The 19,234-nt window shown below is 36.6% G+C and carries 24 protein-coding genes; 16 read left to right on the forward strand and 8 right to left on the reverse strand.

Features of this window, described 5'->3' with window-relative positions; all coding sequences use genetic code 11:
* Positions 1 to 25: 25 nt before the first annotated feature.
* A complete protein-coding gene (locus DUT70_RS03680) occupies positions 26 to 1,006 on the reverse strand; it encodes a D-alanine--D-alanine ligase (protein ID WP_113645934.1) in 981 nt (326 codons plus the stop codon).
* Positions 1,007 to 1,176: 170 nt separating this feature from the next.
* Between DUT70_RS03680 and DUT70_RS03685 the strand changes: the two genes are divergently transcribed.
* From DUT70_RS03685 to bla, 5 genes are all read left to right on the forward strand, one after another.
* Positions 1,177 to 1,947 carry a PASTA domain-containing protein gene (locus tag DUT70_RS03685; RefSeq protein WP_113645935.1) on the forward strand — a complete coding sequence of 257 codons (771 nt, stop codon included), beginning with the start codon at positions 1,177 to 1,179 and terminating at the stop codon, positions 1,945 to 1,947.
* Positions 1,948 to 1,955: 8 nt separating this feature from the next.
* Positions 1,956 to 2,996 (forward strand): endolytic transglycosylase MltG, encoded by a 1,041-nt coding sequence (gene mltG / locus DUT70_RS03690; RefSeq protein ID WP_113645936.1) that lies wholly within the window; start codon positions 1,956 to 1,958, stop codon positions 2,994 to 2,996.
* The gene (locus DUT70_RS03695; protein WP_113645937.1) at positions 2,996 to 3,403 is read left to right on the forward strand and encodes an acyl-CoA thioesterase; all 408 of its coding nucleotides are present in this window, start codon (positions 2,996 to 2,998) and stop codon (positions 3,401 to 3,403) included. The genes mltG and DUT70_RS03695 overlap by 1 nt, the downstream gene beginning before the upstream one ends.
* A 216-nt stretch (positions 3,404 to 3,619) precedes the next feature.
* The gene (locus DUT70_RS03700) at positions 3,620 to 4,600 is read left to right on the forward strand and encodes a YihY/virulence factor BrkB family protein (protein ID WP_113645938.1); all 981 of its coding nucleotides are present in this window, start codon (positions 3,620 to 3,622) and stop codon (positions 4,598 to 4,600) included.
* A gap of 4 nt (positions 4,601 to 4,604) precedes the next feature.
* Positions 4,605 to 5,363: a subclass B1 metallo-beta-lactamase gene (bla, locus tag DUT70_RS03705; RefSeq protein WP_113645939.1), complete on the forward strand. Its 759-nt coding sequence runs from the start codon at positions 4,605 to 4,607 to the stop codon at positions 5,361 to 5,363.
* A gap of 92 nt (positions 5,364 to 5,455) precedes the next feature.
* Here the strand turns inward: bla and DUT70_RS03710 are convergent, their stop codons facing one another.
* The 6 genes from DUT70_RS03710 to DUT70_RS03735 form a co-directional block, all read right to left on the reverse strand.
* Entirely contained in the window at positions 5,456 to 6,184 is a 729-nt protein-coding gene (locus DUT70_RS03710) for a hypothetical protein (protein WP_113645940.1), read from the reverse strand.
* A 92-nt stretch (positions 6,185 to 6,276) separates the two neighbouring features.
* On the reverse strand, positions 6,277 to 6,498 hold the full coding sequence (locus tag DUT70_RS03715; RefSeq protein ID WP_097129232.1) for a DUF2795 domain-containing protein: 222 nt from the start codon (positions 6,496 to 6,498) through the stop codon (positions 6,277 to 6,279).
* A gap of 81 nt (positions 6,499 to 6,579) precedes the next feature.
* Positions 6,580 to 7,131 carry a cob(I)yrinic acid a,c-diamide adenosyltransferase gene (locus DUT70_RS03720; RefSeq protein ID WP_113645941.1) on the reverse strand — a complete coding sequence of 184 codons (552 nt, stop codon included), beginning with the start codon at positions 7,129 to 7,131 and terminating at the stop codon, positions 6,580 to 6,582.
* Positions 7,132 to 7,224: 93 nt separating this feature from the next.
* Positions 7,225 to 7,983: an ABC transporter ATP-binding protein gene (locus DUT70_RS03725; protein WP_113645942.1), complete on the reverse strand. Its 759-nt coding sequence runs from the start codon at positions 7,981 to 7,983 to the stop codon at positions 7,225 to 7,227.
* A gap of 52 nt (positions 7,984 to 8,035) precedes the next feature.
* Entirely contained in the window at positions 8,036 to 8,326 is a 291-nt protein-coding gene (gene gatC / locus DUT70_RS03730; RefSeq protein WP_113645943.1) for an Asp-tRNA(Asn)/Glu-tRNA(Gln) amidotransferase subunit GatC, read from the reverse strand.
* Positions 8,327 to 8,416: 90 nt separating this feature from the next.
* Positions 8,417 to 9,190: a lysophospholipid acyltransferase family protein gene (locus DUT70_RS03735; protein WP_317047808.1), complete on the reverse strand. Its 774-nt coding sequence runs from the start codon at positions 9,188 to 9,190 to the stop codon at positions 8,417 to 8,419.
* A gap of 126 nt (positions 9,191 to 9,316) precedes the next feature.
* Here DUT70_RS03735 and trpS point away from each other — a divergent pair, with 126 nt between their 5' ends.
* From trpS to DUT70_RS03760, 5 genes are all read left to right on the forward strand, one after another.
* On the forward strand, positions 9,317 to 10,315 hold the full coding sequence (gene trpS / locus DUT70_RS03740) for a tryptophan--tRNA ligase (RefSeq protein ID WP_113645945.1): 999 nt from the start codon (positions 9,317 to 9,319) through the stop codon (positions 10,313 to 10,315).
* An 82-nt stretch (positions 10,316 to 10,397) separates the two neighbouring features.
* On the forward strand, positions 10,398 to 11,012 hold the full coding sequence (locus DUT70_RS03745; RefSeq protein ID WP_113645946.1) for a deoxynucleoside kinase: 615 nt from the start codon (positions 10,398 to 10,400) through the stop codon (positions 11,010 to 11,012).
* A gap of 83 nt (positions 11,013 to 11,095) precedes the next feature.
* The gene (locus tag DUT70_RS21405; protein WP_240432047.1) at positions 11,096 to 11,218 is read left to right on the forward strand and encodes a DUF5808 domain-containing protein; all 123 of its coding nucleotides are present in this window, start codon (positions 11,096 to 11,098) and stop codon (positions 11,216 to 11,218) included.
* Entirely contained in the window at positions 11,215 to 11,943 is a 729-nt protein-coding gene (kdsB, locus tag DUT70_RS03755; protein ID WP_113645948.1) for a 3-deoxy-manno-octulosonate cytidylyltransferase, read from the forward strand. Before DUT70_RS21405 ends, kdsB begins: the two co-directional genes overlap by 4 nt.
* A gap of 30 nt (positions 11,944 to 11,973) precedes the next feature.
* The gene (locus DUT70_RS03760) at positions 11,974 to 12,510 is read left to right on the forward strand and encodes a hypothetical protein (RefSeq protein WP_113645949.1); all 537 of its coding nucleotides are present in this window, start codon (positions 11,974 to 11,976) and stop codon (positions 12,508 to 12,510) included.
* A 409-nt stretch (positions 12,511 to 12,919) separates the two neighbouring features.
* Here the strand turns inward: DUT70_RS03760 and DUT70_RS03765 are convergent, their stop codons facing one another.
* Complete coding sequence (locus DUT70_RS03765) at positions 12,920 to 13,387, reverse strand: hypothetical protein (RefSeq protein WP_113645950.1); 468 nt, start codon at positions 13,385 to 13,387, stop codon at positions 12,920 to 12,922.
* 478 nt (positions 13,388 to 13,865) lie between these two features.
* Between DUT70_RS03765 and DUT70_RS03770 the strand changes: the two genes are divergently transcribed.
* The 6 genes from DUT70_RS03770 to DUT70_RS03795 all read left to right on the forward strand — a co-directional run bounded on the left by DUT70_RS03770 (position 13,866) and on the right by DUT70_RS03795 (position 19,227).
* Complete coding sequence (locus DUT70_RS03770) at positions 13,866 to 14,243, forward strand: hypothetical protein (protein WP_113645951.1); 378 nt, start codon at positions 13,866 to 13,868, stop codon at positions 14,241 to 14,243.
* Between the two features lie 328 nt (positions 14,244 to 14,571).
* Positions 14,572 to 15,348: an MbnP family protein gene (locus tag DUT70_RS03775; protein WP_113645952.1), complete on the forward strand. Its 777-nt coding sequence runs from the start codon at positions 14,572 to 14,574 to the stop codon at positions 15,346 to 15,348.
* A gap of 1 nt (position 15,349) precedes the next feature.
* Positions 15,350 to 16,414 carry a cytochrome-c peroxidase gene (locus DUT70_RS03780; RefSeq protein WP_113645953.1) on the forward strand — a complete coding sequence of 355 codons (1,065 nt, stop codon included), beginning with the start codon at positions 15,350 to 15,352 and terminating at the stop codon, positions 16,412 to 16,414.
* A gap of 5 nt (positions 16,415 to 16,419) precedes the next feature.
* Positions 16,420 to 17,262, forward strand: coding sequence for an MbnP family protein (locus DUT70_RS03785; protein WP_113645954.1), 843 nt, complete (start codon positions 16,420 to 16,422; stop codon positions 17,260 to 17,262).
* A 1-nt stretch (position 17,263) separates the two neighbouring features.
* Entirely contained in the window at positions 17,264 to 18,304 is a 1,041-nt protein-coding gene (locus DUT70_RS03790) for a cytochrome-c peroxidase (protein ID WP_113645955.1), read from the forward strand.
* Positions 18,304 to 19,227 (forward strand): transporter family protein, encoded by a 924-nt coding sequence (locus DUT70_RS03795; RefSeq protein WP_240432015.1) that lies wholly within the window; start codon positions 18,304 to 18,306, stop codon positions 19,225 to 19,227. Before DUT70_RS03790 ends, DUT70_RS03795 begins: the two co-directional genes overlap by 1 nt.
* Positions 19,228 to 19,234: the final 7 nt, after the last annotated feature.

Consider the following 19,234-nt stretch of genomic DNA (forward strand, 5'->3'; position numbering starts at 1 on the left):
CCTAAGGTCGAAATGACGAGAAGGACTATATCGTTTCTTCCAATACTTGCGTATAAAAATCCTGTAGTTTCATGCCCATGGCGGCTACCTGTTGCGGAATAAAACTGGTGGCGGTTTGTCCAGGGATGGTGTTGATTTCGATGAAATAGAAATTACCTGTGTTGTGCTCCAAGAAATAGTCGATACGCACAATGCCACGACAGTTCAATCTTTGGTAAACATCCGCAACTACTTGCTCTACCCTAACCTTTTCCTCTTCGGTCATATCTCCAGGCGTGATTTCTTCGGTAACGCCAGGCGTATACTTGGCATCAAAATCGAAGAACTCATTTTTGGTTTTTACCTCTGTAGTAGGTAATACTACAATTTTACCCTTGGTTTTAAATACACCTATCGAAAATTCTCTTCCTTCTACAAACTCTTCTACCAATACTTGACTATCTTCTTTAAATGCTTTATCAAGCGCAGCATCCAGTTCGTCAACTGTTTTTACTTTGCTCATGCCTATACTGCTGCCACCGTTGTTTGGTTTTACGAAATAAGGCAGTTTCAATTGTGTCTTTACGTCATCGGCATTATAATCCTCTTTAAATAACTGAAGAGACTTAGCTACGTTCAAGTTCTTAATGCCATCCACAATGGCTTTGGTGTATCCCTTGTTCATGGTAATGGCGCTTGTAAGTGCATTACAAGTGGTATATGGGATACCTAACATGTCAAAATAACCTTGCAACTTGCCGTCCTCGCCAGGAGAACCATGGATGGCAATAAATACGCCATCAAAAACAATCTTTTTGCCTTTTATCGTTAACGAGAAATCGTTCTTGTCTACTTCAATCTTTACCGAATCAGCAGGCTCGTAAAACCATCCGTTTTCGGTCAGCATAATTTTATACACTTCGTATTTCTTGGTGTCGATATTTTGGGCAATGGTTGCAGCACTTTTAACAGACACTACCCACTCGCCAGTGGTGCCACCCGTTAGTAATGCAATGGTTTTTTTCATTTCTTTAAGTTTAGATTTAAATTTTGATCACGAAACTAAAAAAGGCTTTTGTTGCGTTTTTAAAATTGATGGTCAAAAATATAAATTAGTTAAACAGATTTGTTTTTAATTGAAGATAAATATTTTTTTAAGCTAAATTTGGGCTTAATTTAAAAAACAACGGAACGCGAATGGGCAACTTTACCGAGTACCTTAAAACCAAGTCATTCAGAACGAATATCATAGCTGCAATTTGTACTTTTATCGGTCTATTGCTAATCGCTTTCTTTAGCTTGCGGTATTATACCAAACATGGCGAAGGTTTAAATGTACCCTCTTTAAAAGGTTTAAAAATTGAAGATGCCATTAGCAAATTGGAAGGTTTGGGCTTACGTTATGAAATTGATTCGGTATACGTGATGGACCAGCCTCCTGGTATTGTAACCGATCAAGATCCAGACCCTGAAACTTTTGTAAAGGATAATAGAACCATTTATTTAACCATCAATACCAATAATGCGCCAAATGTGAGGTTTCCTGATGTGGAAACTAAATCACTACGTGAAGCCAAATCTATTATTGAAAGTTATGGTTTGAAGTTGGGCGATACCACTTATAAACCCGACGTAGCCAAGGATGTCGTATTGGAAGCTTTGTTTGGTGGCCAACCGATTAGACCTGGCGAAAGCTTACCAAAGGGTTCTAGAATTAGCTTTGTACTTGGCGATGGACGTGGTAGCGAAGAAGTTGAACTGCCTAATTTGATTGGATTTGCTTTAGATGAAGCCAAGTTTGCTTTAAAAGGCGGTATGTTAACCATAGGAACCATTACCTACGAAGGTACGATTACCGACACTGCTAACGCCGTAATTGTTAGCCAATTTCCATTGCCAACTGATAGCGTGGCCAAAGTACGCATCGGCACCCCAATTAATTTAACGCTTTCAAATAAAAAACCTTAAAACAACCCATGAGCACTAATAAAAACAAATTTAAAATAGCCCTTGTCATTGTCGCTATTGTGATAGCCGTTGGAGGCTTTTTTGCCTTTAAATTTTACAATATCTATTTTGCTCCTAATGTAACTGCCAAAGAAAAATACCTTTATGTAAAAACAGGATATGTTTTTGAGGATTTGGTGACGGATCTTCGCTATAAAGAGGTTTTGAATGATATTGGTACATTTTGGCAAGCTGCTGAAAGAATGAACCTTCAAGGACCATTAAAGCCAGGTAAATATCGTTTAAAAGAAGGAATGAATAACCGCACTTTAATCAACATGCTAAAGGCAGGTAACCAGGAAGCAGTGAAACTTAAGTTCCAAAACATCAGAAAAATTGAAGGCTTAGCAGGTCTGTTAGCTAAAAATTTGGAGCCAGATTCAGTGGCTTTTATGCGGCTGTTGGATTCGGCGGCTTTTGTAGAGAAATATGGCTTTAGTACCGAAAATGTATATACCATGTTTATTCCTAATACTTATGAGATGTATTGGAATACTTCTAGGGAAGAGTTTTTTAAGAAAATGAATGCAGAGTACCTTAAGTTTTGGAATGAAGAGCGTAGACAAAAAGCTGCCGCCTTGAATCTAGATCCAATTAAGGTGACTATTTTAGCTTCTATTGTAGACGCAGAAGCACTTTTTGATAAAGAAATGCCAACTATTGCAGGACTTTACCTTAACCGTTTGAAAAAAGGCATGTTGTTGCAGGCCGATCCTACCGTGATTTTTGCCAATGGCGATTTTACTGTTAAACGTGTTACAGGTGCTTTATTAGGCGTTGATTCTCGTTACAACACCTACAAGTATGTTGGCTTGCCTCCAGGGCCTATTAACATGCCTAGCATTAATGCTATTGATGCTGTTTTAAATAAAGAGAACAATAACTATTTATACATGTGTGCCAAAGAGGATTTTTCTGGCTACCATAATTTTGCGGCTACCGTTCAGGAGCATAACATTAACGCCAAAAAATACAGAGAAGCCTTAAATCAGCGAAATATTTATAGATAATGTTCACTTACGAAACTCAAGTAAAAGTTAGATACGCCGAAACCGATCAAATGGGTGTAGTATACCATGGTAACTATGCTCAATATTACGAAATAGCCCGTACCGAGTGTTTTGAAGCCTGTTCTGGAATGACCTATGCTTCGATGGAAGAAGATGGTGTGATGTTGCCCATATTGGAGTTGCAATCTAAATATTTAAAGCCAGCCTTGTACAACCAGGTGCTGACGATTAAATCTATTGTGCGTGAATTACCAAGTGTGCGTTTACATGTGGAATACGAAATTTATAACGAAGCTAAAGAGTTGATCAATATTGGAAAAACGACTTTAGTGTTTGTAGATCGCGTAACACGTAGACCTTGTCAGCCACCTGAAAAGTTCATGAAGAATGTAAGACAGTATTTTTGATTTTAGATTGTATCCCGTATGTACAGGAACGATTTTAGATTGAATTGCATACGTGTAAGTTTGGTGACCGATTAAACAAATAACCGATTTAAACAGTTGACCATTATTTTACGATTTTAGATTGAATTGCATACGTGTAAGTTTGGTGATCGATTAAACAAATAACCAATTTAAACGGTTAACCAAGTGACTACCAATAACAATTAACCCTTTTTTATGAACTGGCTACACAAGCAACTTTTAAGATTTAAGCTCTACGCTATGTTCATTGATTGGACTAAACGTTGCGTGCTTCCTGGTTTTAGCCCCTTGCCTATCTATACTGTTGCTACCTTCTTTTTCCGTGAGGTTGGTAAGGATACATTGGTTAATAAAGCCTCGTCACTGGCTTATAACTTTATGCTGGCCATCTTTCCTGGTATCATCTTCTTATTTACCCTAATTCCATATATCCCTAAAAGGATTGGTTTTCAGGAACAATTGATGTCGCTTTTGGCTTTGGTATTGCCCAATAATGCTTTTTTGGCCTTCGAAGCTACCATTAACGACATCGTGAATATCCAAAACGGAAGTTTGCTTTCTATTGGTTTTGTGTTGTCGCTTTTCTTTGCTACCAATGGCGTACATAACTTAATGATAGCTTTTAACAAATCGTCGTTAATTGTCGAGACACGGACGTTGTTGAAACGCAGGTTAGTGGCTTTAATTTTAACGGTGGTTTTGGTGCTGTCTATGATTGTTTGCATTGCCACTATGGCTTTGGGCGAAATCACTATTAATTACTTAAAAGAAGAGATTGAATATAAAGGAAACTTAACTATTCACTTAATAGGGTTTACCCGTTGGGCATTATTGGGTATCCTATATTTTATCAATGTCTCTATTCTTTATCGTTATGGCCCTGCACATGCTAAGAAATGGAAGTTTTTTAGTGCGGGTTCTTGGCTAGCTACCATTTTAGCTTTCTTAACCATTTGGGGGTTTTCGTTTTACATCAACAATTTTAGTGCTTATAATAAGCTTTACGGTTCTATTGGTACTTTAATGGTGGTCATGATTTGGCTTTACCTTAATTCTCTAATTTTATTAATTGGTTTTGAGCTTAATGCGAGTGTAGATTTGTCGAAACGAAGCGTTAAAATCATCAGACCAAACTTCAATCTCTTTAAAAGCAAATCTTCGGATTCCAATTCTTAAACAAATGAAAATAATGATCAAGGCATTTTTGGCAATACTGCTTTCGTGCAGTGCAGTTATGGTTAACGCTCAAAAAAATGAAGCATTTAAACCTAAAGTGGTTTATCAATCTGATGCTTTGATGATTACTCAAATTTCGAAGAATGCTTACGAGCATGTTTCCTATTTACAGACTCAAGATTTTGGAAAGGTACCTTGTAATGGTTTAGTGGTGAGTGATCATAAAGAGGCTATCATCTTTGATACGCCTACTAACGATAAAAGTTCAGAAGAACTAATCAAGTGGATTACTGATCAACTTCATTTCAAGATAAAAGCCATTATCCCTACCCATTTTCATGATGATTGTTTGGGCGGATTAAAAGCTTTTCATGATCACCGCATTCCTTCTTATGCCAGTTTCAAAACCATAGCGTTGGCTAAAGAAAAAGGATTTGTAGTTCCAGAAAATGGTTTTAAAGATGCACTAACACTTAAGGTTGGTAAGGAAACCATTACCGCTAAATTTTTTGGTGAAGGCCATACAAGGGATAATGTGGTGGGTTATTTTCCTAGTGAAAATATCTTATTTGGAGGTTGTTTGATTAAGGAAATAGACGCCACCAAAGGTTATTTAGGCGATGCCAATGTGGAAGCGTGGTCTAACACCGTAGAGAGGGTAAAGAAGGCATATCCAAAGGTAAAGCTGGTAATACCAGGTCATGGGGAACGTGGCAATTCAAAATTATTGGATTATACCATTGGCTTATTTAAAGTTAAATAAGGATTTATAATGTCAGCGTCTTTCAACGTATGGGCGCTATAACACAAAAGCCTCGATGAATGTCGAGGCTTTTGTGTTTATTTCTAATTTATTTATTTAACGTTTTTAGCGTTGTAATCGTTAATGGCTAAAGCAATGGCTTCCGCTTCCTGAGGTTTAAAAGCTGCTTTTTTAGCCAAAGCAACCATTTTAGCAGCTAAACCTTTTTTCTTTACGATAGGCTCGTTACCATAACCACCTGCTTGGTACTTTTGAAAAACTTCAGGAGTGTCTTCGAAGTACTTTAACAAATCTGCATCAAAAGCATCTTTTACTTTGGTGTCTTGATCTTTGGTGATTAAGATCTTATATCCCGTTAATAATTCATCTTGTTTGCCTTTTTTCCATTCTTTGTATTCCTCTTCGGTACCCCAAAAAGCAGACACATCATCAGGATAGGAATAAAACTGATGCGCATTCATTCGACCTTTTGCTAAACGAGGCAGCATGTGATCATTAGTACCTAGGCTTTTCAGCTGAAGTTTCTCGGTATTAACAAAATGGATTTTATCGTAAATCGTCTCTCCTACTTGATAAGTTTCAAGCTCATCAACCTTATATTTTTTGGATTTGGCTTTAGGGTTTGCAGCTAATTCGGCAGAATCTTTAAATAGAATGTAGCGTTGGTTAAACCAAGGTTCGCTTTCAAATTTGCCAATTTGGCCGTTGATTTTAGTGCCATCTTTTAATACAGCGTGACCTTTTAAGAAAGTGATTTGAGCGTTAGCTAATGTTGCAAATAGACATAAATTGGCAACAAGGAGTAGAAATTTTTTATTCATTTACGTTAACTTTCTGCAAACATAGGCAATTAACATAAATAAATTTTGCATTAAAAAACAAAAGTCCCACACATGCGGGACTTTATATTTTTTTAATATTCATCTTCATTGAAGAAGAAATCATCTTTGGTAGGATAATCTGGCCAAATTTCTTCGATGGTTTCATAAGGTTCACCATCATCTTCCAGAGCTTGTAGGTTTTCAATAACCTCTACAGGAGCTCCTGAGCGAATGGCATAATCAATTAATTCATCTTTAGTTGCTGGCCATGGGGCGTCTTCCAAATGTGATGCTAGTTCTAAGGTCCAATACATATCGTTAATAAATTATTAATTCGTCAATTCTATTTTCGCAAAACATGTGAAAAAAAATGAGCTAAGCAAATATTTTTTCTATTATTTTACTCTAGGCAGCCAAATGTTTTCCACAGCCTTTGCGTCATAGCCTAATTTGCGGCCTAATATGAACAAATAATCACTTAATCTGTTCAAGTAAACTGTAACTTTACTGTCAACAAAACTGCCTTCAGAAAGGGCTACCGTTAACCTTTCAGCTCTTCTGCAAACACATCTGGCTATATGGCAGTAGGATACCGTTGTATTTCCACCGGGTAAAATAAAATGCTTTAATTCTGGTAAAACCTCATTCATTTGATCTATTTCGGTTTCCAGTAAAGCAATGTCCTCATCCAGTAAATCTGGAATTTTCATTTTCGACTTTTCGGGGTCGGCTGCTAATGATGCACCCACCGTAAAAAGCCTGTCTTGTATTTCTTTTAAGATAGCTTGGTGATGAGAATCAATTTCCTGACAACCGATGAGTCCAATGTACGAGTTAAGTTCATCTACAGTGCCATAGCTTTCTATGCGAATGTGATGTTTGGCTACGCGAGTACCTCCTATTAGAGAAGTAAGGCCTTTATCTCCTGTTTTGGTGTATATTTTCATGTTTAGAAGGTTGTAAGTTTTAAGTCTTCAGTCTTAAGTATTACGTTTTCTTAGTAAAGTGCCTCCTAAGACTCATAACGTATCACTTAAAACTTAAACAATATTCTCAAAATCGTTACCGCTTTCTTGTATTGCTTTTAAACGTGGCGAAACTGATTTTACTTCTTCGTTCACATAATCGTTTTCTACCAAGCCATCACGCATACGTACAATGCGGTGGGCATGTTGGGCAATGTCCTCTTCGTGGGTAACCAAGATAATGGTATTTCCCTTGCTGTGGATCTCTTCTAAAAGCCCCATAATTTCGATGGAAGTTTTGGTGTCCAAGTTTCCCGTTGGCTCATCTGCCAAAATAATAGAAGGATTATTGATTAAAGCCCTTGCAACGGCCACCCTTTGACGCTGACCGCCTGATAATTCGTTGGGCTTGTGCGTTACCCTATTGCCTAAACCCACGTTTTCCAAGGCTTTTTGTGCTCTGGCGTCACGCTCCTTCTTGCTGGCTCCAGCATAAATTAAAGGCAGGGCTACGTTATCTAAAGAAGTTGAACGAGGTAAAAGGTTGAAAGTTTGGAAAACGAAACCGATTTCTTTGTTTCTAACTTCAGCCAATTCATTATCGCTCATGCGGCTCACATCAATGCCATTTAGGATGTATTGACCATTGGTAGGTGTATCTAAACAACCTAAAATATTCATTAAAGTTGATTTTCCAGAACCAGATGGTCCCATTAGGGCTACAAATTCGCCTTTATTAATGGTTAAACTTACTGATTTTAGTGCGTGGATCACCTCGGTGCCAATGACATATTTACGGCCAATATCTTTAATGGTAATGAGTTCTTTCTGCATTGCTGTTTTGTTTTTTAGACGAGTATGCTCGTCGCAATGTTACAAGCTAATCTTATTTTTCGATAATTTTTGGCACCATAAAGAAACGTTCGTTGTGCAAAGCGGCATTTTTCAAGCCGTCTTTTACACTGATTTCGTTCTTGGCTACATCTTCACGCCAAACATTGGCCTCTTCATTCATGTAAACCAATGGCTTCACACCATCTGTATCCAATTCGTTTAGCTTTTCCATAAAGGTAAGAATCTTGTTCATCTCCTTGGTAAGGTTTTCTACCTCATTATCTTTGATTTCAATTCTCGCCAAATCAGCTACTTTATGTACGGTTTGTTTATCTATTACCATATTTTTTACGGTTGTAGGTTATACATTATAAGTTATACGTTATAAGTTGTGAAGCGTAAAACCTAAAATGTATTGCTTAACACTTACTATTTAAACTAATTTACTATTGATCTTATTGTAAACGTCGTTCTTTAGCACTTCATCATTTTCAACGGCTAAGATACTGGTTAAAATTGGTTCGTGCACATATACATCCACAATGCCAGGTCTGGTGCCATATTTAGAGCCATCATCCCACATTATTTTCCATATGTTAGTAATGCTTACGGGTACTATAGGAATGTTTTTTTCGATGGCTAGTCTAAACGGACCACTTTTAAAATCCTGCAATACTGGTGGGTAGGCATTATCTATTTTACCTTCTGGAAAAATAATTAAGCTCATGCCGCTTTCCAGGTTATCTCCTGCTTTTTTGAATGCTCTGAATGAAGAGATCTTGCTTGCTCTGGAAACGGCAATATCAATGGTGGTAAAGAAAATACCCAATAAAGGATTTTTCATCAGTTCTTCCTTGCCCATAAAATGATACCTTCCGCTAGCTAACACACAGAAAATGATGATATCTAAATTGGAAGTGTGGTTGGCACAAAAAATATAAGTCTGGTTTTTATCCAGTGCTTTCTCAAATTCGAAATTAAAGAAAATACCAGACAATGCCGCCGCGGTAAACGAGTGCACCGTTCTAAACTTATTTAGGATACCGTAGTATCTCGGATGTCTTGTAAACCAGTAATAAAACGGCCAAAACAATATAAAAATCAAGGAAAGGCATAACAGGCAATACACCCAATGTATCTTTCGGAGCAGCTTAATCATCGAAATCAAAAATACAATTTTAGGGTAAGTCGCAAATGTTTTTTTCAAAATCGTTGAGGTTCAATGCCAATAGGATGATTATAGACGCGTTCATGTTTGTCAAATGCTTTTAAATTTAATTTTACGAAATCAACATTCTTCACACTATTCAGTTTTTTACTTAATTTCGGCCTCATGAAAGAGACAGTTGTTAGTGGAATTAGGTCCACGGGAAAACTCCATTTGGGTAACTATTATGGTGCAGTAAAAAACTTCATCAAAATGCAGGAAGAATATAATTGCTATTTTTTCATTGCAGATTGGCACTCCCTAACAACACACCCTACTCCAGAAAACCTTCACGGAAACATCAAAAACGTATTGGTAGATTACCTTGCTTGTGGCTTAAACCCAGAAGAAAGTACCATTTACGTACAATCTGATGTGCCAGAAATTATAGAATTGTACTTGTACTTAAATATGAATGCATATTTAGGTGAGCTGGAAAGGGCTACTTCTTTTAAGGATAAAGTACGTGGAAATCCTGATAACGTAAATGCAGGTTTACTTACTTATCCCGTATTGATGGCTGCTGATATTTTGATCCATAAGGCCACTAAAGTCCCAGTAGGTAAAGATCAGGAGCAACATTTAGAAATGGCCCGTACGTTCGGTAATCGCTTTAACCGTCTTTATAACCAAGAATATTTCCCAGAGCCTTATGCTTTTAGTTATACGGAGAAACTGGTGAAAGTACCAGGTTTGGACGGAAAGGGTAAAATGGGCAAATCAGAAGGTGATGCTAATTGCATTTATTTATCTGATACTCCAGAAGCCATTCGCAAAAAGGTTTCAAGAGCGGTAACGGATAGCGGACCAAGTGAAGAAAACCAGGAAAAGCCAGAAGCGATTCAAAATCTGTTTGATTTGATGAAAATTGTTTCACCAGCAGATACCTTGAACCATTTTGATGAGCTTTATAACAAAATGGCCATCCGTTACGGTGATTTTAAGAAACAATTGGCCGAGGACATGATTATTGCTACTGACCCAGTGAGAGAAAGAATCAATGATATTGCGAATGATAACGACTATTTAAAGAAAGTGGCTCGTTTAGGCGCTGAAAAAGCAAGAGAAAGCGCTCAAAAAACAATTAAAGAAGTACGTGAATTAATAGGGTTTAAAAGTTTTTAATTTGTAGTATTGTGTATTGCGATAGGCGTCATTGGATAAAGCGCAGATTGTGATACGCGATACTTAATACTCAATACGAAATATGCATATAGCTATAGTAGGCAACATAGGTGCTGGAAAAACGACACTAACAGGGCTTTTGGCCAAAAATTACGGATGGGAAGCACTTTATGAGGCTGTAGACAACAATCCTTACTTGGAGGATTTTTATAGCGACATGAAACGTTGGAGCTTTAATCTCCAAATCTATTTCTTGAACAGTCGCTTTCAACAGATTGTGGAAATAGACCAGAATAAAAGCAATGTGATACAGGATCGTACCATTTATGAGGATGCGCATATTTTTGCAGATAACCTTCATGAAATGGGTTTAATGACTACCCGTGATCATGACAACTACAGAGCAATTTTCGATAACATTACTTCGTTTATTAAACCTCCCGATTTGTTGGTTTATTTAAGAGCATCGGTACCTACGCTAGTGAACAATATTCAACGTAGAGGCAGAGAATATGAAGCGAGTATTCGTATCGATTATCTTTCGAAATTAAACGAGAAATACGAGACTTGGATCAAAAACTATAAGTTAGGTAAGTTGCTGATTTTAGATAAGGACAAACTAGATTTTACGAACAATCCAGAAGATTTAGGAACCATTATCCAAGCGATAGAAGCCGAAATTAACGGATTGTTTTAAAGGTGATGAGTAAAGATTTTCAACATGAAAATCCAGAAAACTGGAAATGTGGAATCTTTTACTTTAACAAAAAAGATCATCGAATGGTTGTTCCAAAAAGAATTCCTATCATGGGGTGGACATTTAACTTTGCCCATCCTGCAGGATATATCTTTTTAGTGCTTATTCTTTTATTTATTATTTTTCAATCGATTTATTCACGATGAAGATTCTTGGCATTATTCCCGCAAGGTACGCCTCTACCCGTTTTCCAGGTAAGCCACTCGTTGATATTTATGGTAAAACCATGATTCAGAGGGTGTATGAGCAATCGATCAAAACTAAAGGATTAGCGCATGTGGTAGTGGCAACCGATGATGAACGGATTGCAGAGGAAGTGACGAACTTTGGCGGTCAATATGTGATGACAGCCAATACGCATCAAAGTGGAACAGATCGTTGTGCTGAAGTAGCGGATAAAATGCCCGAGTATGATATCATCATCAATATCCAGGGTGATGAACCTTATATCAGCCCTGAGCAAATAGAATTGTTAAGCACTTGCTTTTCGGATGATAAAACCCAATTGGCTACTTTAATTAAGGAAATTAATACGGATGAGGAGCTCTTTAATGTGAATATTCCTAAGGTAGTGATCAATGCCCAACAAGAAGCTTTATATTTTAGCAGGCAAACCATCCCCTATCTTCGTAATACGGAAAAAGAGAACTGGCTAAAAGCACATCAATTTTATAAGCATATTGGTATTTATGGCTATCGCAGAGATGTGTTACTTGCCTTAACCAAATTGAAGCCTTCTACTTTAGAAATCACTGAAAGCTTGGAACAGCTACGTTGGCTGGAGAATGGCTTTACCATTAAAACCAAAGTCACGCACTTAGAAACCATTGCCATAGATACTCCTGAAGACCTTAAAAAAATATCTAAATAATTTTTTATATTAAGGCCTTAATCTATTGCCATGAAAAGAGTGATCATCGCTTTATCGTTTGCGGGCCTTTTAAGTGCCTGTAATTCCGCTGTGTCTGAAAAGGAATCTGGTTCTACCGAGGGACTAAAAAACACCAGTACTTTTGCTTTTTCTGATAAAGTGAAGCTGGATACTTTTACAGTAGCTATTGTAGGTAACAACAGCAACGACAGGCAACTGCTGTTTACCATCAAATCGTTTGAAGGAAAAGAAATTTACCGACAGGAAATCAAAACCAGTGAGTTGCTCAAAAACTATTTGGCTACTGCTGAAATGACCAAAGAAAGCGACAAAATCAAATTCCTTAAAGAGGAAATCTCCTATTTCTTTGAAGAACATCATTTTTTAGAGCCTGCGGTTACACCAGAGGATCAGCCTGATAAGAACGTGCCTGATAAGGTTTTTTATAATGAGTTGAAGCTAAATGGACTCAACGGTTTCGATTATCGTTTAGGTAAAGATCAGAATGTGTACATCGCTTGGTCAGAGAAGGAAAAGAAAGTAAAGGTTTATTATAAGTGCTGTTAATTAATTAAGCGCCATTCCTTTTCCTTTTTAAGGAGTCAATTATAGATTTCTTTACTTTGTTTCATCAGCTAACTAATTATTTTTCAGTTGTATCTGTGCGATATTTAAGTCGTGTTGTTTTTTCAAATCATACAGATTTTTGACAAGAGGTAACCTAGGACTTGCCCTAGAGAAGCCCACTAGAAGTAGTACAATATGTACGCACTTCTACAGACTTGTACGCACTTGTACGGACTTTTATGGAGTTTTTAAAGATTTAGATAGAAATGAAATAGGAAGTCTCTCTAAATTATGAAAAAAATAGGTAACTACACCACTTTGGACAAATGTCTTTTGCGTTGATGCTGTACCTTTAAACTGGCAGGTATTAAATATTGCCTTAAACGAAAAGTTCTAATAAAAGGGCTTTTTATTTATTTAACTTATACAATTCATTAGAAGCAACTTCAAGTTGCTCAATGCTTTCTACTCTTGCAAATAAATGTATATAGTGCTTTTCGTTATTTGCATCGGTAAGTTCAATAGGTTTATTTATAAACTCCTCACTATTATACTTATTAAACATTGTTTGAAATAACAAACTTCTATATTCTTGTGGAGTTAAGTGACGATGCCTTTTACCTCTTTCTATATCCTTGTTATCGCAATACGAATATAATATGACATCATTTTTAGCTAGGTATGATTTAATATGTTTGGTTAATGCAAATAATGTTTTTGCATTATTAATACCTTTATAATCTTCAATTGCAATTACAACTTCAATAATTTTTTTTGTTATTGAATCAGGCAAAACCATACTGTCAAAGCTTGAAAAGCCTAATACATATTCATGACCTTCTGCAGAAGTGATTGTGACAGATTTGTTGAGAGACATTAAACAAATCTATTTATTTAGATTTTCTAGCTTTATTTTTAGACAACAAAGCCCTAACTTTAGCTTCTTTATCAGCTTTAAGTTTATTCACCAAGTTCAAGAACTCAGTTGAATTGTTTTTTATATGTAATGTCTTTAGTGTCATTATGATACAAATATAAATATTAATGATTATATAATTGTAAAATGTTTTGTAGTTATTCCCGTAATTGTATTCATTATATAATAGATATTAGACAAAAATATTGCCATTTTTATTTTATTATTAATTTTAGTTTCTTATTTATCTTCTTTTTCTTGTCTTGCTATCTGGACTGATAACTTAGACTCTTACTTTTCTCTTTCATGAATCTTTTTAGGGTATGGGCTATAAAATTATGTGCTTATAGGGGTATAAATCTTTTTTACCTTAAACTCTTTAATCATATTTCCAATTATTCCTTGCCTTTATTCTACTACTTTTCATAACTTTGTCCCGATGAAAATCTGTAGAAAATTAATTGCAGTAGTATTGCTAGTTGGCGTGATGGCCAATTGCTTTAATTATTGGATTGTTTCTACCTCCTACCATTTCAACAAGGCTTACATTTCTTCTGTATTGTGTACCAACAAAGATAAACCTGCACTTCATTGTGAAGGAAAATGTTTTTTGGACATTAAGCTGAAAGAGCTTGAGCAAAAAAGCAAGCAAGAGCAGGAGCATGTAAAGCGTGTGATTGAAACGGTAGCCCCAGAAAAACCACTTCTGGTTTTTAAAACCTTTGAAACGGAGGTAGAAACCACAGTCCCACACTATCTACAGCAAAAGCCTGTAGGTAAAACCAGTACCATCTTTCATCCGCCAAAGGTAGCCTAATCATTTTCTTAGTGGCTTAACATATTGCAACCCAAATCAAGGGCTGTATTTTGTGATTACTTTATTTCATTCATCATTCATCATTGCGAAGCAAGAAGGAATCTCCTATCATGTGGGAAATTATTATTGCTTTAAGATTGCTTTACCGAATTGTCGGTACAGGTCGTGTCTTGCAATGAAGCTATTGGATTTTCCGTGAATGATTATCAAATCTTATTAAGAAAATATCTTTCTTAAGTGCCACTTAATTAATTATTTGTCAATTTTTTAAATGAAGTGATGCGAATGCTATCTAGGCTTCTGTCATCTCATACACCCTTATTATAAAATGAAAAAGATTTTAACCATTATTACCCTTGCCTCTATCCTATTCACTGCCTGCAAAAAAGATGAAGAAATCACATCAACACCAGGAAAAGTATCCCTTAATTTCGATGCGGTTTTCGGAACATCAGACTTTGCTTTAAATACAAACTTTAATTCAGGAACTAAAACATATAACTTCAATAAATTTAGATATTGGGTAAGTAACATCGTATTGGTCAAGGCCAATGGAGAAGAATACGTAGTTCCTAAATCATACTATTTATTAGAAGAGACGTCGGCAGTAACTGTACAAGATGGTGCGTATACTTATCCTGCTAATAAAAGAGAATTGGTAGAATTAAATGATATTCCAAATGGCGAATATAAAGGCATCAAATTTGGCATCGGCGTAGAATCTAAGTATAATGATAATTTAAGCTTGACTATTGGGGAACTTTCTCAACTAAATGGTATGACGAATGTTTCTTGGATGTGGCATACGAGTTATATTTTTACCGCAATTGGAGGATCTGCAGTAGAAAATGCCAATAACAAAACCATCAAAATAGAAACAGGCCTAAATGCCAATTATAAAACAGTTGCTTTAAATTTTCCCCAAAATTTAACCATTGGTGGTTCTAAATCTAATGTGATTAATTTAAAAGCTGATGTATCCAAAGCCTTGGATGGTATTGACGTTATTGCTACACCAACGGTTGGTGCAGCTCAAGCAACTACCATGACTGCTCTGGCAAATAACTACAGTACTAAGGTTTTCAGTGTGACATCGGTAAATTAAAATGACTAAAGCTAAAGTACATTTCTTTTGGCTAGTCTTATATCTGGCAGTTTCTTCTTGTAAAAAAGAGGAAGCTGCTATAATTGCTACAGATAATCGGTACTACTTGGCAATTCCAGGTAATATGCCTCCTTGGGTTGACGACGTAGATAATCCTTTAACTAATGATGGTGTAAAATTGGGGCGATTGTTATTTTATGACAAGCGCTTATCTGGCAATAATCAACTTTCGTGTGCTTCTTGTCATCAACAAGCTTTGGCCTTTAGCGACGGTATGCGCATAAATGATAGTGGTGTATCTAAACAGAAATTGCATCGGCATACCCCTACGTTATTTAATTTGCTTTGGACCAATAAAGGATTATTCTGGGACGGAGGTTCTACCAACCTGGAATCACAGGCCTTTGGACCTTTAACCAGTATGGATGAAATGGGCCAAGACCTTTATGAACTCGAATTTGAATTGAAAGCAGTGCCAGAATATCGACAATTATTTGATAAAGCTTTTGAAAACGGTATTACATCTGCAAATGTGGTCAAAGCCTTGGCGCAGTTTCAACGCACCTTAGTTTCGGCAAACTCTCGTTACGATAAGTTTAAAAGAAACGAAGGAATCCAATTATCGGTGTTAGAAATGGAGGGAATGAAAGTAATGGAGCAAAAATGTAAAAGCTGCCATGCTGGTGAGCTGTTTACTGACAATGACTTTCACAACAACGGAATTGATTTTAGCTACAATGATGATTTGGAAGGTATTTATCTAGGTAGGTTTAGAGTTACACTTAACCCCTTGGATATGGGGAGTTTCAAAACGCCTACGCTTAGAAACGTAATGCTGACTGCACCTTATATGCACGACGGTAGGTTTGGTAGTATAGATGAAGTGCTAGATCATTATGCACATGGAATTAGGCCTTCGCTTACCGTAGATAAAAGACTTTACCAAAATAATGGACAATTAGGGATTCCACTATCTAGTACAGAAAAATCAGCTATTAAGGCGTTTTTAAATGCGCTTAGTGACGAAGAATTTATAAGTAACAAAAAAATTAGTAATCCATATTGATAATTATGAAAAGGAATATATTATACCTCGTAACCATCTTAATACTTTTTTTAATTTCCTGTAGTAAGAAAAATGAACCTACTCCAGATTTTGAAGAAGAAAATTTAGCTCCCCTGTCTATTGAGTTTGATAACATTGTTGGAGGAAGAACATTGACTTTTAACAATGCAGCGGTTCCTTACACCAATGCCAAGGGCGAAGCTTTTACCATAAGCATGATCCAATATTTTATCAGTAACGTAGAGGTGACCACTACTAGTGGACAAAAATATACTGTAAAGCAGGATAGCTCTTATTTTTTGATCAAGGGCTCAGACAGAGGTACTCGTTTTGCAAAAGTAAAAGTGCCAGAAGGCGATTATAGTAAATTAACCTTTATTGTAGGCGTAGATAGTTTACGCAGTACGATGCCAGTAGACAAGAGAACTGGCGTGCTAGATCCAGCTTCTGGAGGAAGTATGGAAAGTGGTGGCATGTACTGGGGCTGGAATTCTGGATATATTTTTTTCCGTTTAGAAGGGAATTCAAACGTGGTCACTGATGATCAACAGGGCGATCCTACAGGTAAAAAGCAATTTAAGTACCACATTGGTTTCTTTGGTGGTTACGATGTTCCTACAATTAATAACATTAGAAAGATAACCGTGGATTTGAATGAAGCTGGGATAGCGAGGGTGAGAAAGGATAGACAGAGTAATATTCATCTCTTTGTTGACTTAATGAAGGTTTTTAATGGTAAAAATACTTTTAGCATTAAGGAGAATCCGAATGTGATGTTCGGCGAATTTTCTTCAACAATAGCCAATAATTTTTCAGGATTGTTTACACACGACCATACAGAGAATTAAAATGAGATATGTCAAATATATTTTAGTACTGTTGGTTTTTGTTTATTCCTGCAAGAAGGGTAATGATATACAACAGCAGATAGATACTTTTTTAGGGTTTCAAGCTCCTAAAAATTTTCCACAGCCTATCTACAATTTGGCAAACAACCCCGTAACTAAGGATGGTTTCGAATTAGGTAGGAAACTTTTTTATGATGTACGCCTTTCTAGAAATAATACGATTAGTTGTGGTTCGTGCCATATCCAGTCTTCGGCATTTACACAACACGGGCACGATGTAAGTCATGGCATTGAGGATCGATTAGGTACACGTAACTCGCCTCCCATTATGAATTTGGCTTGGAACAAAGCATTTATGTGGGGCGGTGGTGTATTTGACCTTGACCTACAACCCATTACTCCGATTACAGCCCACGAGGAAATGGATGAAAGCTTAGAAAATGTGCTCAATAAACTTCGTTCGGCTACGGCTTATAAAGAGAAATTTAAAGCAGCCTTTGGTTCAGAGGAAATTACGACTGCACGTTTTATGAAAGCCTTATCGCAGTTTATGATCATGTGCATTAGTAGTAATTCTAAATACGACAAGGTCATGAGGAAAGAAAGTAATGCGGCTTTTACGACTCTGGAATTGGAAGGTTATGAGATTTTTAAGGATAAGTGTGGTAGTTGCCATAAGGAGCCCTTATTTACCGATGGAGAATTTAGGAATAATGGCTTAGCGCCCAATCCCATTAACGATAAAGGTCTATATGGATCGACTTTGTTAAGTACAGATAAGTATAAATTTAAAGTACCATCGTTACGTAATCTCAAATATACTGCGCCATTTATGCATGATGGTAGGTTTTTGAACTTAGATGCCGTTTTTCAGCACTATACTAATGAGGTTCAGGCGACGGAGAACTTAGACCCATTGTTAAATAAGAATGGAACTAGGGGGATTGCCATTAACAGCGATGAGAAAAGCAAATTACTTGCTTTTTTAAATACTCTAAATGATGAGGAATTTATTAACAATAAACTTTTAGCAGAACAGTAATGATTATTAAGAAAATACTTCTATTGATTTTATTATCAAGTCCTTCAACATTGCTTGCTTGCGATATCTGTGGTTGTGGTGTGGGCAGTTACTATATCGGTATTTTGCCCGAATACAACAAACGTTTTGTAGGTCTTAGGTATCAGCATAAAACCCTGCAAACGCATTTGGGTCCGCACGGAAATGTTACGCCACTGTCTACAGACGAAACGTATCAAAGTGCAGAACTTTGGGGTGGCTGGAATTTCGGAAAGCGTTTTAGGACACTCGCTTTTATTCCCTATAACTTCAATCAGCGTAGTTCGCAAGCCAATACTGGCAATAAACAAGGTTTAGGTGATATTGCATTAATGGGTTATTATAATTTGTTTACCCAAAGCAATACACTTAACAGTAAATTGCTGGTGCATTCACTTTGGGTGGGTGCGGGCGTTAAACTTCCCACAGGAAAATACGAACCTAGCGAACGTTTGGCTATCCAAGAAAACCCTAACAACTTTCAATTAGGAACAGCAAGTACCGATTTTACCCTGAATGCGGCCTACGATATTCGCTTAAATGATTTTGGCTTTAACCTAAATGCCAATTACAAAATCAACACTGAGAATAAATACGGTTATAGGTATGGCAATAAGCTCAGTACAAATGCACTATTGTATTATAAGTTTAGGTTATTCCATCAACTCACCATTGCGCCAAATGCAGGTATTTTATATGAAACTGCTACCAAGGACATGGAACAAGGTAAATATGAAATGGATGTTTCTGGAGGTTATTCTACCGCTTTGGTTACAGGTTTTGAATTGGCGGTAAGTAAGTTTTCTGTTGGCGCTAATTACCAAAATGTAATAGGTCAGGAATTAGCTAATCAACGTGCCAAGGCTGGAAATCGGTTAATGCTTCACTTTTCTGTTCCATTTTAAAATTTAA

Source organism: Pedobacter chitinilyticus (assembly GCF_003313385.1).
GTDB classification, from domain to species: Bacteria; Bacteroidota; Bacteroidia; order Sphingobacteriales; family Sphingobacteriaceae; genus Pedobacter; species Pedobacter chitinilyticus.

What these genes read in the sequence shown, in the direction of transcription:
- mltG (WP_113645936.1), top strand. Translation starts at nt 1,956, where the DNA reads ATGAGCACTAATAAAAACAAATTTAAAATAGCCCTTGTCATTGTCGCT.
- trpS (WP_113645945.1), top strand. Translation starts at nt 9,317, where the DNA reads ATGAAAGAGACAGTTGTTAGTGGAATTAGGTCCACGGGAAAACTCCAT.
- DUT70_RS03720 (WP_113645941.1), bottom strand. Translation starts at nt 7,131, where the DNA reads ATGAAAATATACACCAAAACAGGAGATAAAGGCCTTACTTCTCTAATA.
- DUT70_RS03775 (WP_113645952.1), top strand. Translation starts at nt 14,572, where the DNA reads ATGAAAAAGATTTTAACCATTATTACCCTTGCCTCTATCCTATTCACT.
- DUT70_RS03700 (WP_113645938.1), top strand. Translation starts at nt 3,620, where the DNA reads ATGAACTGGCTACACAAGCAACTTTTAAGATTTAAGCTCTACGCTATG.
- kdsB (WP_113645948.1), top strand. Translation starts at nt 11,215, where the DNA reads ATGAAGATTCTTGGCATTATTCCCGCAAGGTACGCCTCTACCCGTTTT.
- DUT70_RS03760 (WP_113645949.1), top strand. Translation starts at nt 11,974, where the DNA reads ATGAAAAGAGTGATCATCGCTTTATCGTTTGCGGGCCTTTTAAGTGCC.
- DUT70_RS03695 (WP_113645937.1), top strand. Translation starts at nt 2,996, where the DNA reads ATGTTCACTTACGAAACTCAAGTAAAAGTTAGATACGCCGAAACCGAT.
- DUT70_RS03770 (WP_113645951.1), top strand. Translation starts at nt 13,866, where the DNA reads ATGAAAATCTGTAGAAAATTAATTGCAGTAGTATTGCTAGTTGGCGTG.
- DUT70_RS03795 (WP_240432015.1), top strand. Translation starts at nt 18,304, where the DNA reads ATGATTATTAAGAAAATACTTCTATTGATTTTATTATCAAGTCCTTCA.
- DUT70_RS03765 (WP_113645950.1), bottom strand. Translation starts at nt 13,387, where the DNA reads ATGTCTCTCAACAAATCTGTCACAATCACTTCTGCAGAAGGTCATGAA.
- DUT70_RS03785 (WP_113645954.1), top strand. Translation starts at nt 16,420, where the DNA reads ATGAAAAGGAATATATTATACCTCGTAACCATCTTAATACTTTTTTTA.
- DUT70_RS03780 (WP_113645953.1), top strand. Translation starts at nt 15,350, where the DNA reads ATGACTAAAGCTAAAGTACATTTCTTTTGGCTAGTCTTATATCTGGCA.
- gatC (WP_113645943.1), bottom strand. Translation starts at nt 8,326, where the DNA reads ATGGTAATAGATAAACAAACCGTACATAAAGTAGCTGATTTGGCGAGA.
- bla (WP_113645939.1), top strand. Translation starts at nt 4,605, where the DNA reads ATGAAAATAATGATCAAGGCATTTTTGGCAATACTGCTTTCGTGCAGT.
- DUT70_RS03710 (WP_113645940.1), bottom strand. Translation starts at nt 6,184, where the DNA reads ATGAATAAAAAATTTCTACTCCTTGTTGCCAATTTATGTCTATTTGCA.
- DUT70_RS21405 (WP_240432047.1), top strand. Translation starts at nt 11,096, where the DNA reads ATGGTTGTTCCAAAAAGAATTCCTATCATGGGGTGGACATTTAACTTT.
- DUT70_RS03685 (WP_113645935.1), top strand. Translation starts at nt 1,177, where the DNA reads ATGGGCAACTTTACCGAGTACCTTAAAACCAAGTCATTCAGAACGAAT.
- DUT70_RS03745 (WP_113645946.1), top strand. Translation starts at nt 10,398, where the DNA reads ATGCATATAGCTATAGTAGGCAACATAGGTGCTGGAAAAACGACACTA.
- DUT70_RS03790 (WP_113645955.1), top strand. Translation starts at nt 17,264, where the DNA reads ATGAGATATGTCAAATATATTTTAGTACTGTTGGTTTTTGTTTATTCC.
- DUT70_RS03725 (WP_113645942.1), bottom strand. Translation starts at nt 7,983, where the DNA reads ATGCAGAAAGAACTCATTACCATTAAAGATATTGGCCGTAAATATGTC.
- DUT70_RS03680 (WP_113645934.1), bottom strand. Translation starts at nt 1,006, where the DNA reads ATGAAAAAAACCATTGCATTACTAACGGGTGGCACCACTGGCGAGTGG.
- DUT70_RS03715 (WP_097129232.1), bottom strand. Translation starts at nt 6,498, where the DNA reads ATGTATTGGACCTTAGAACTAGCATCACATTTGGAAGACGCCCCATGG.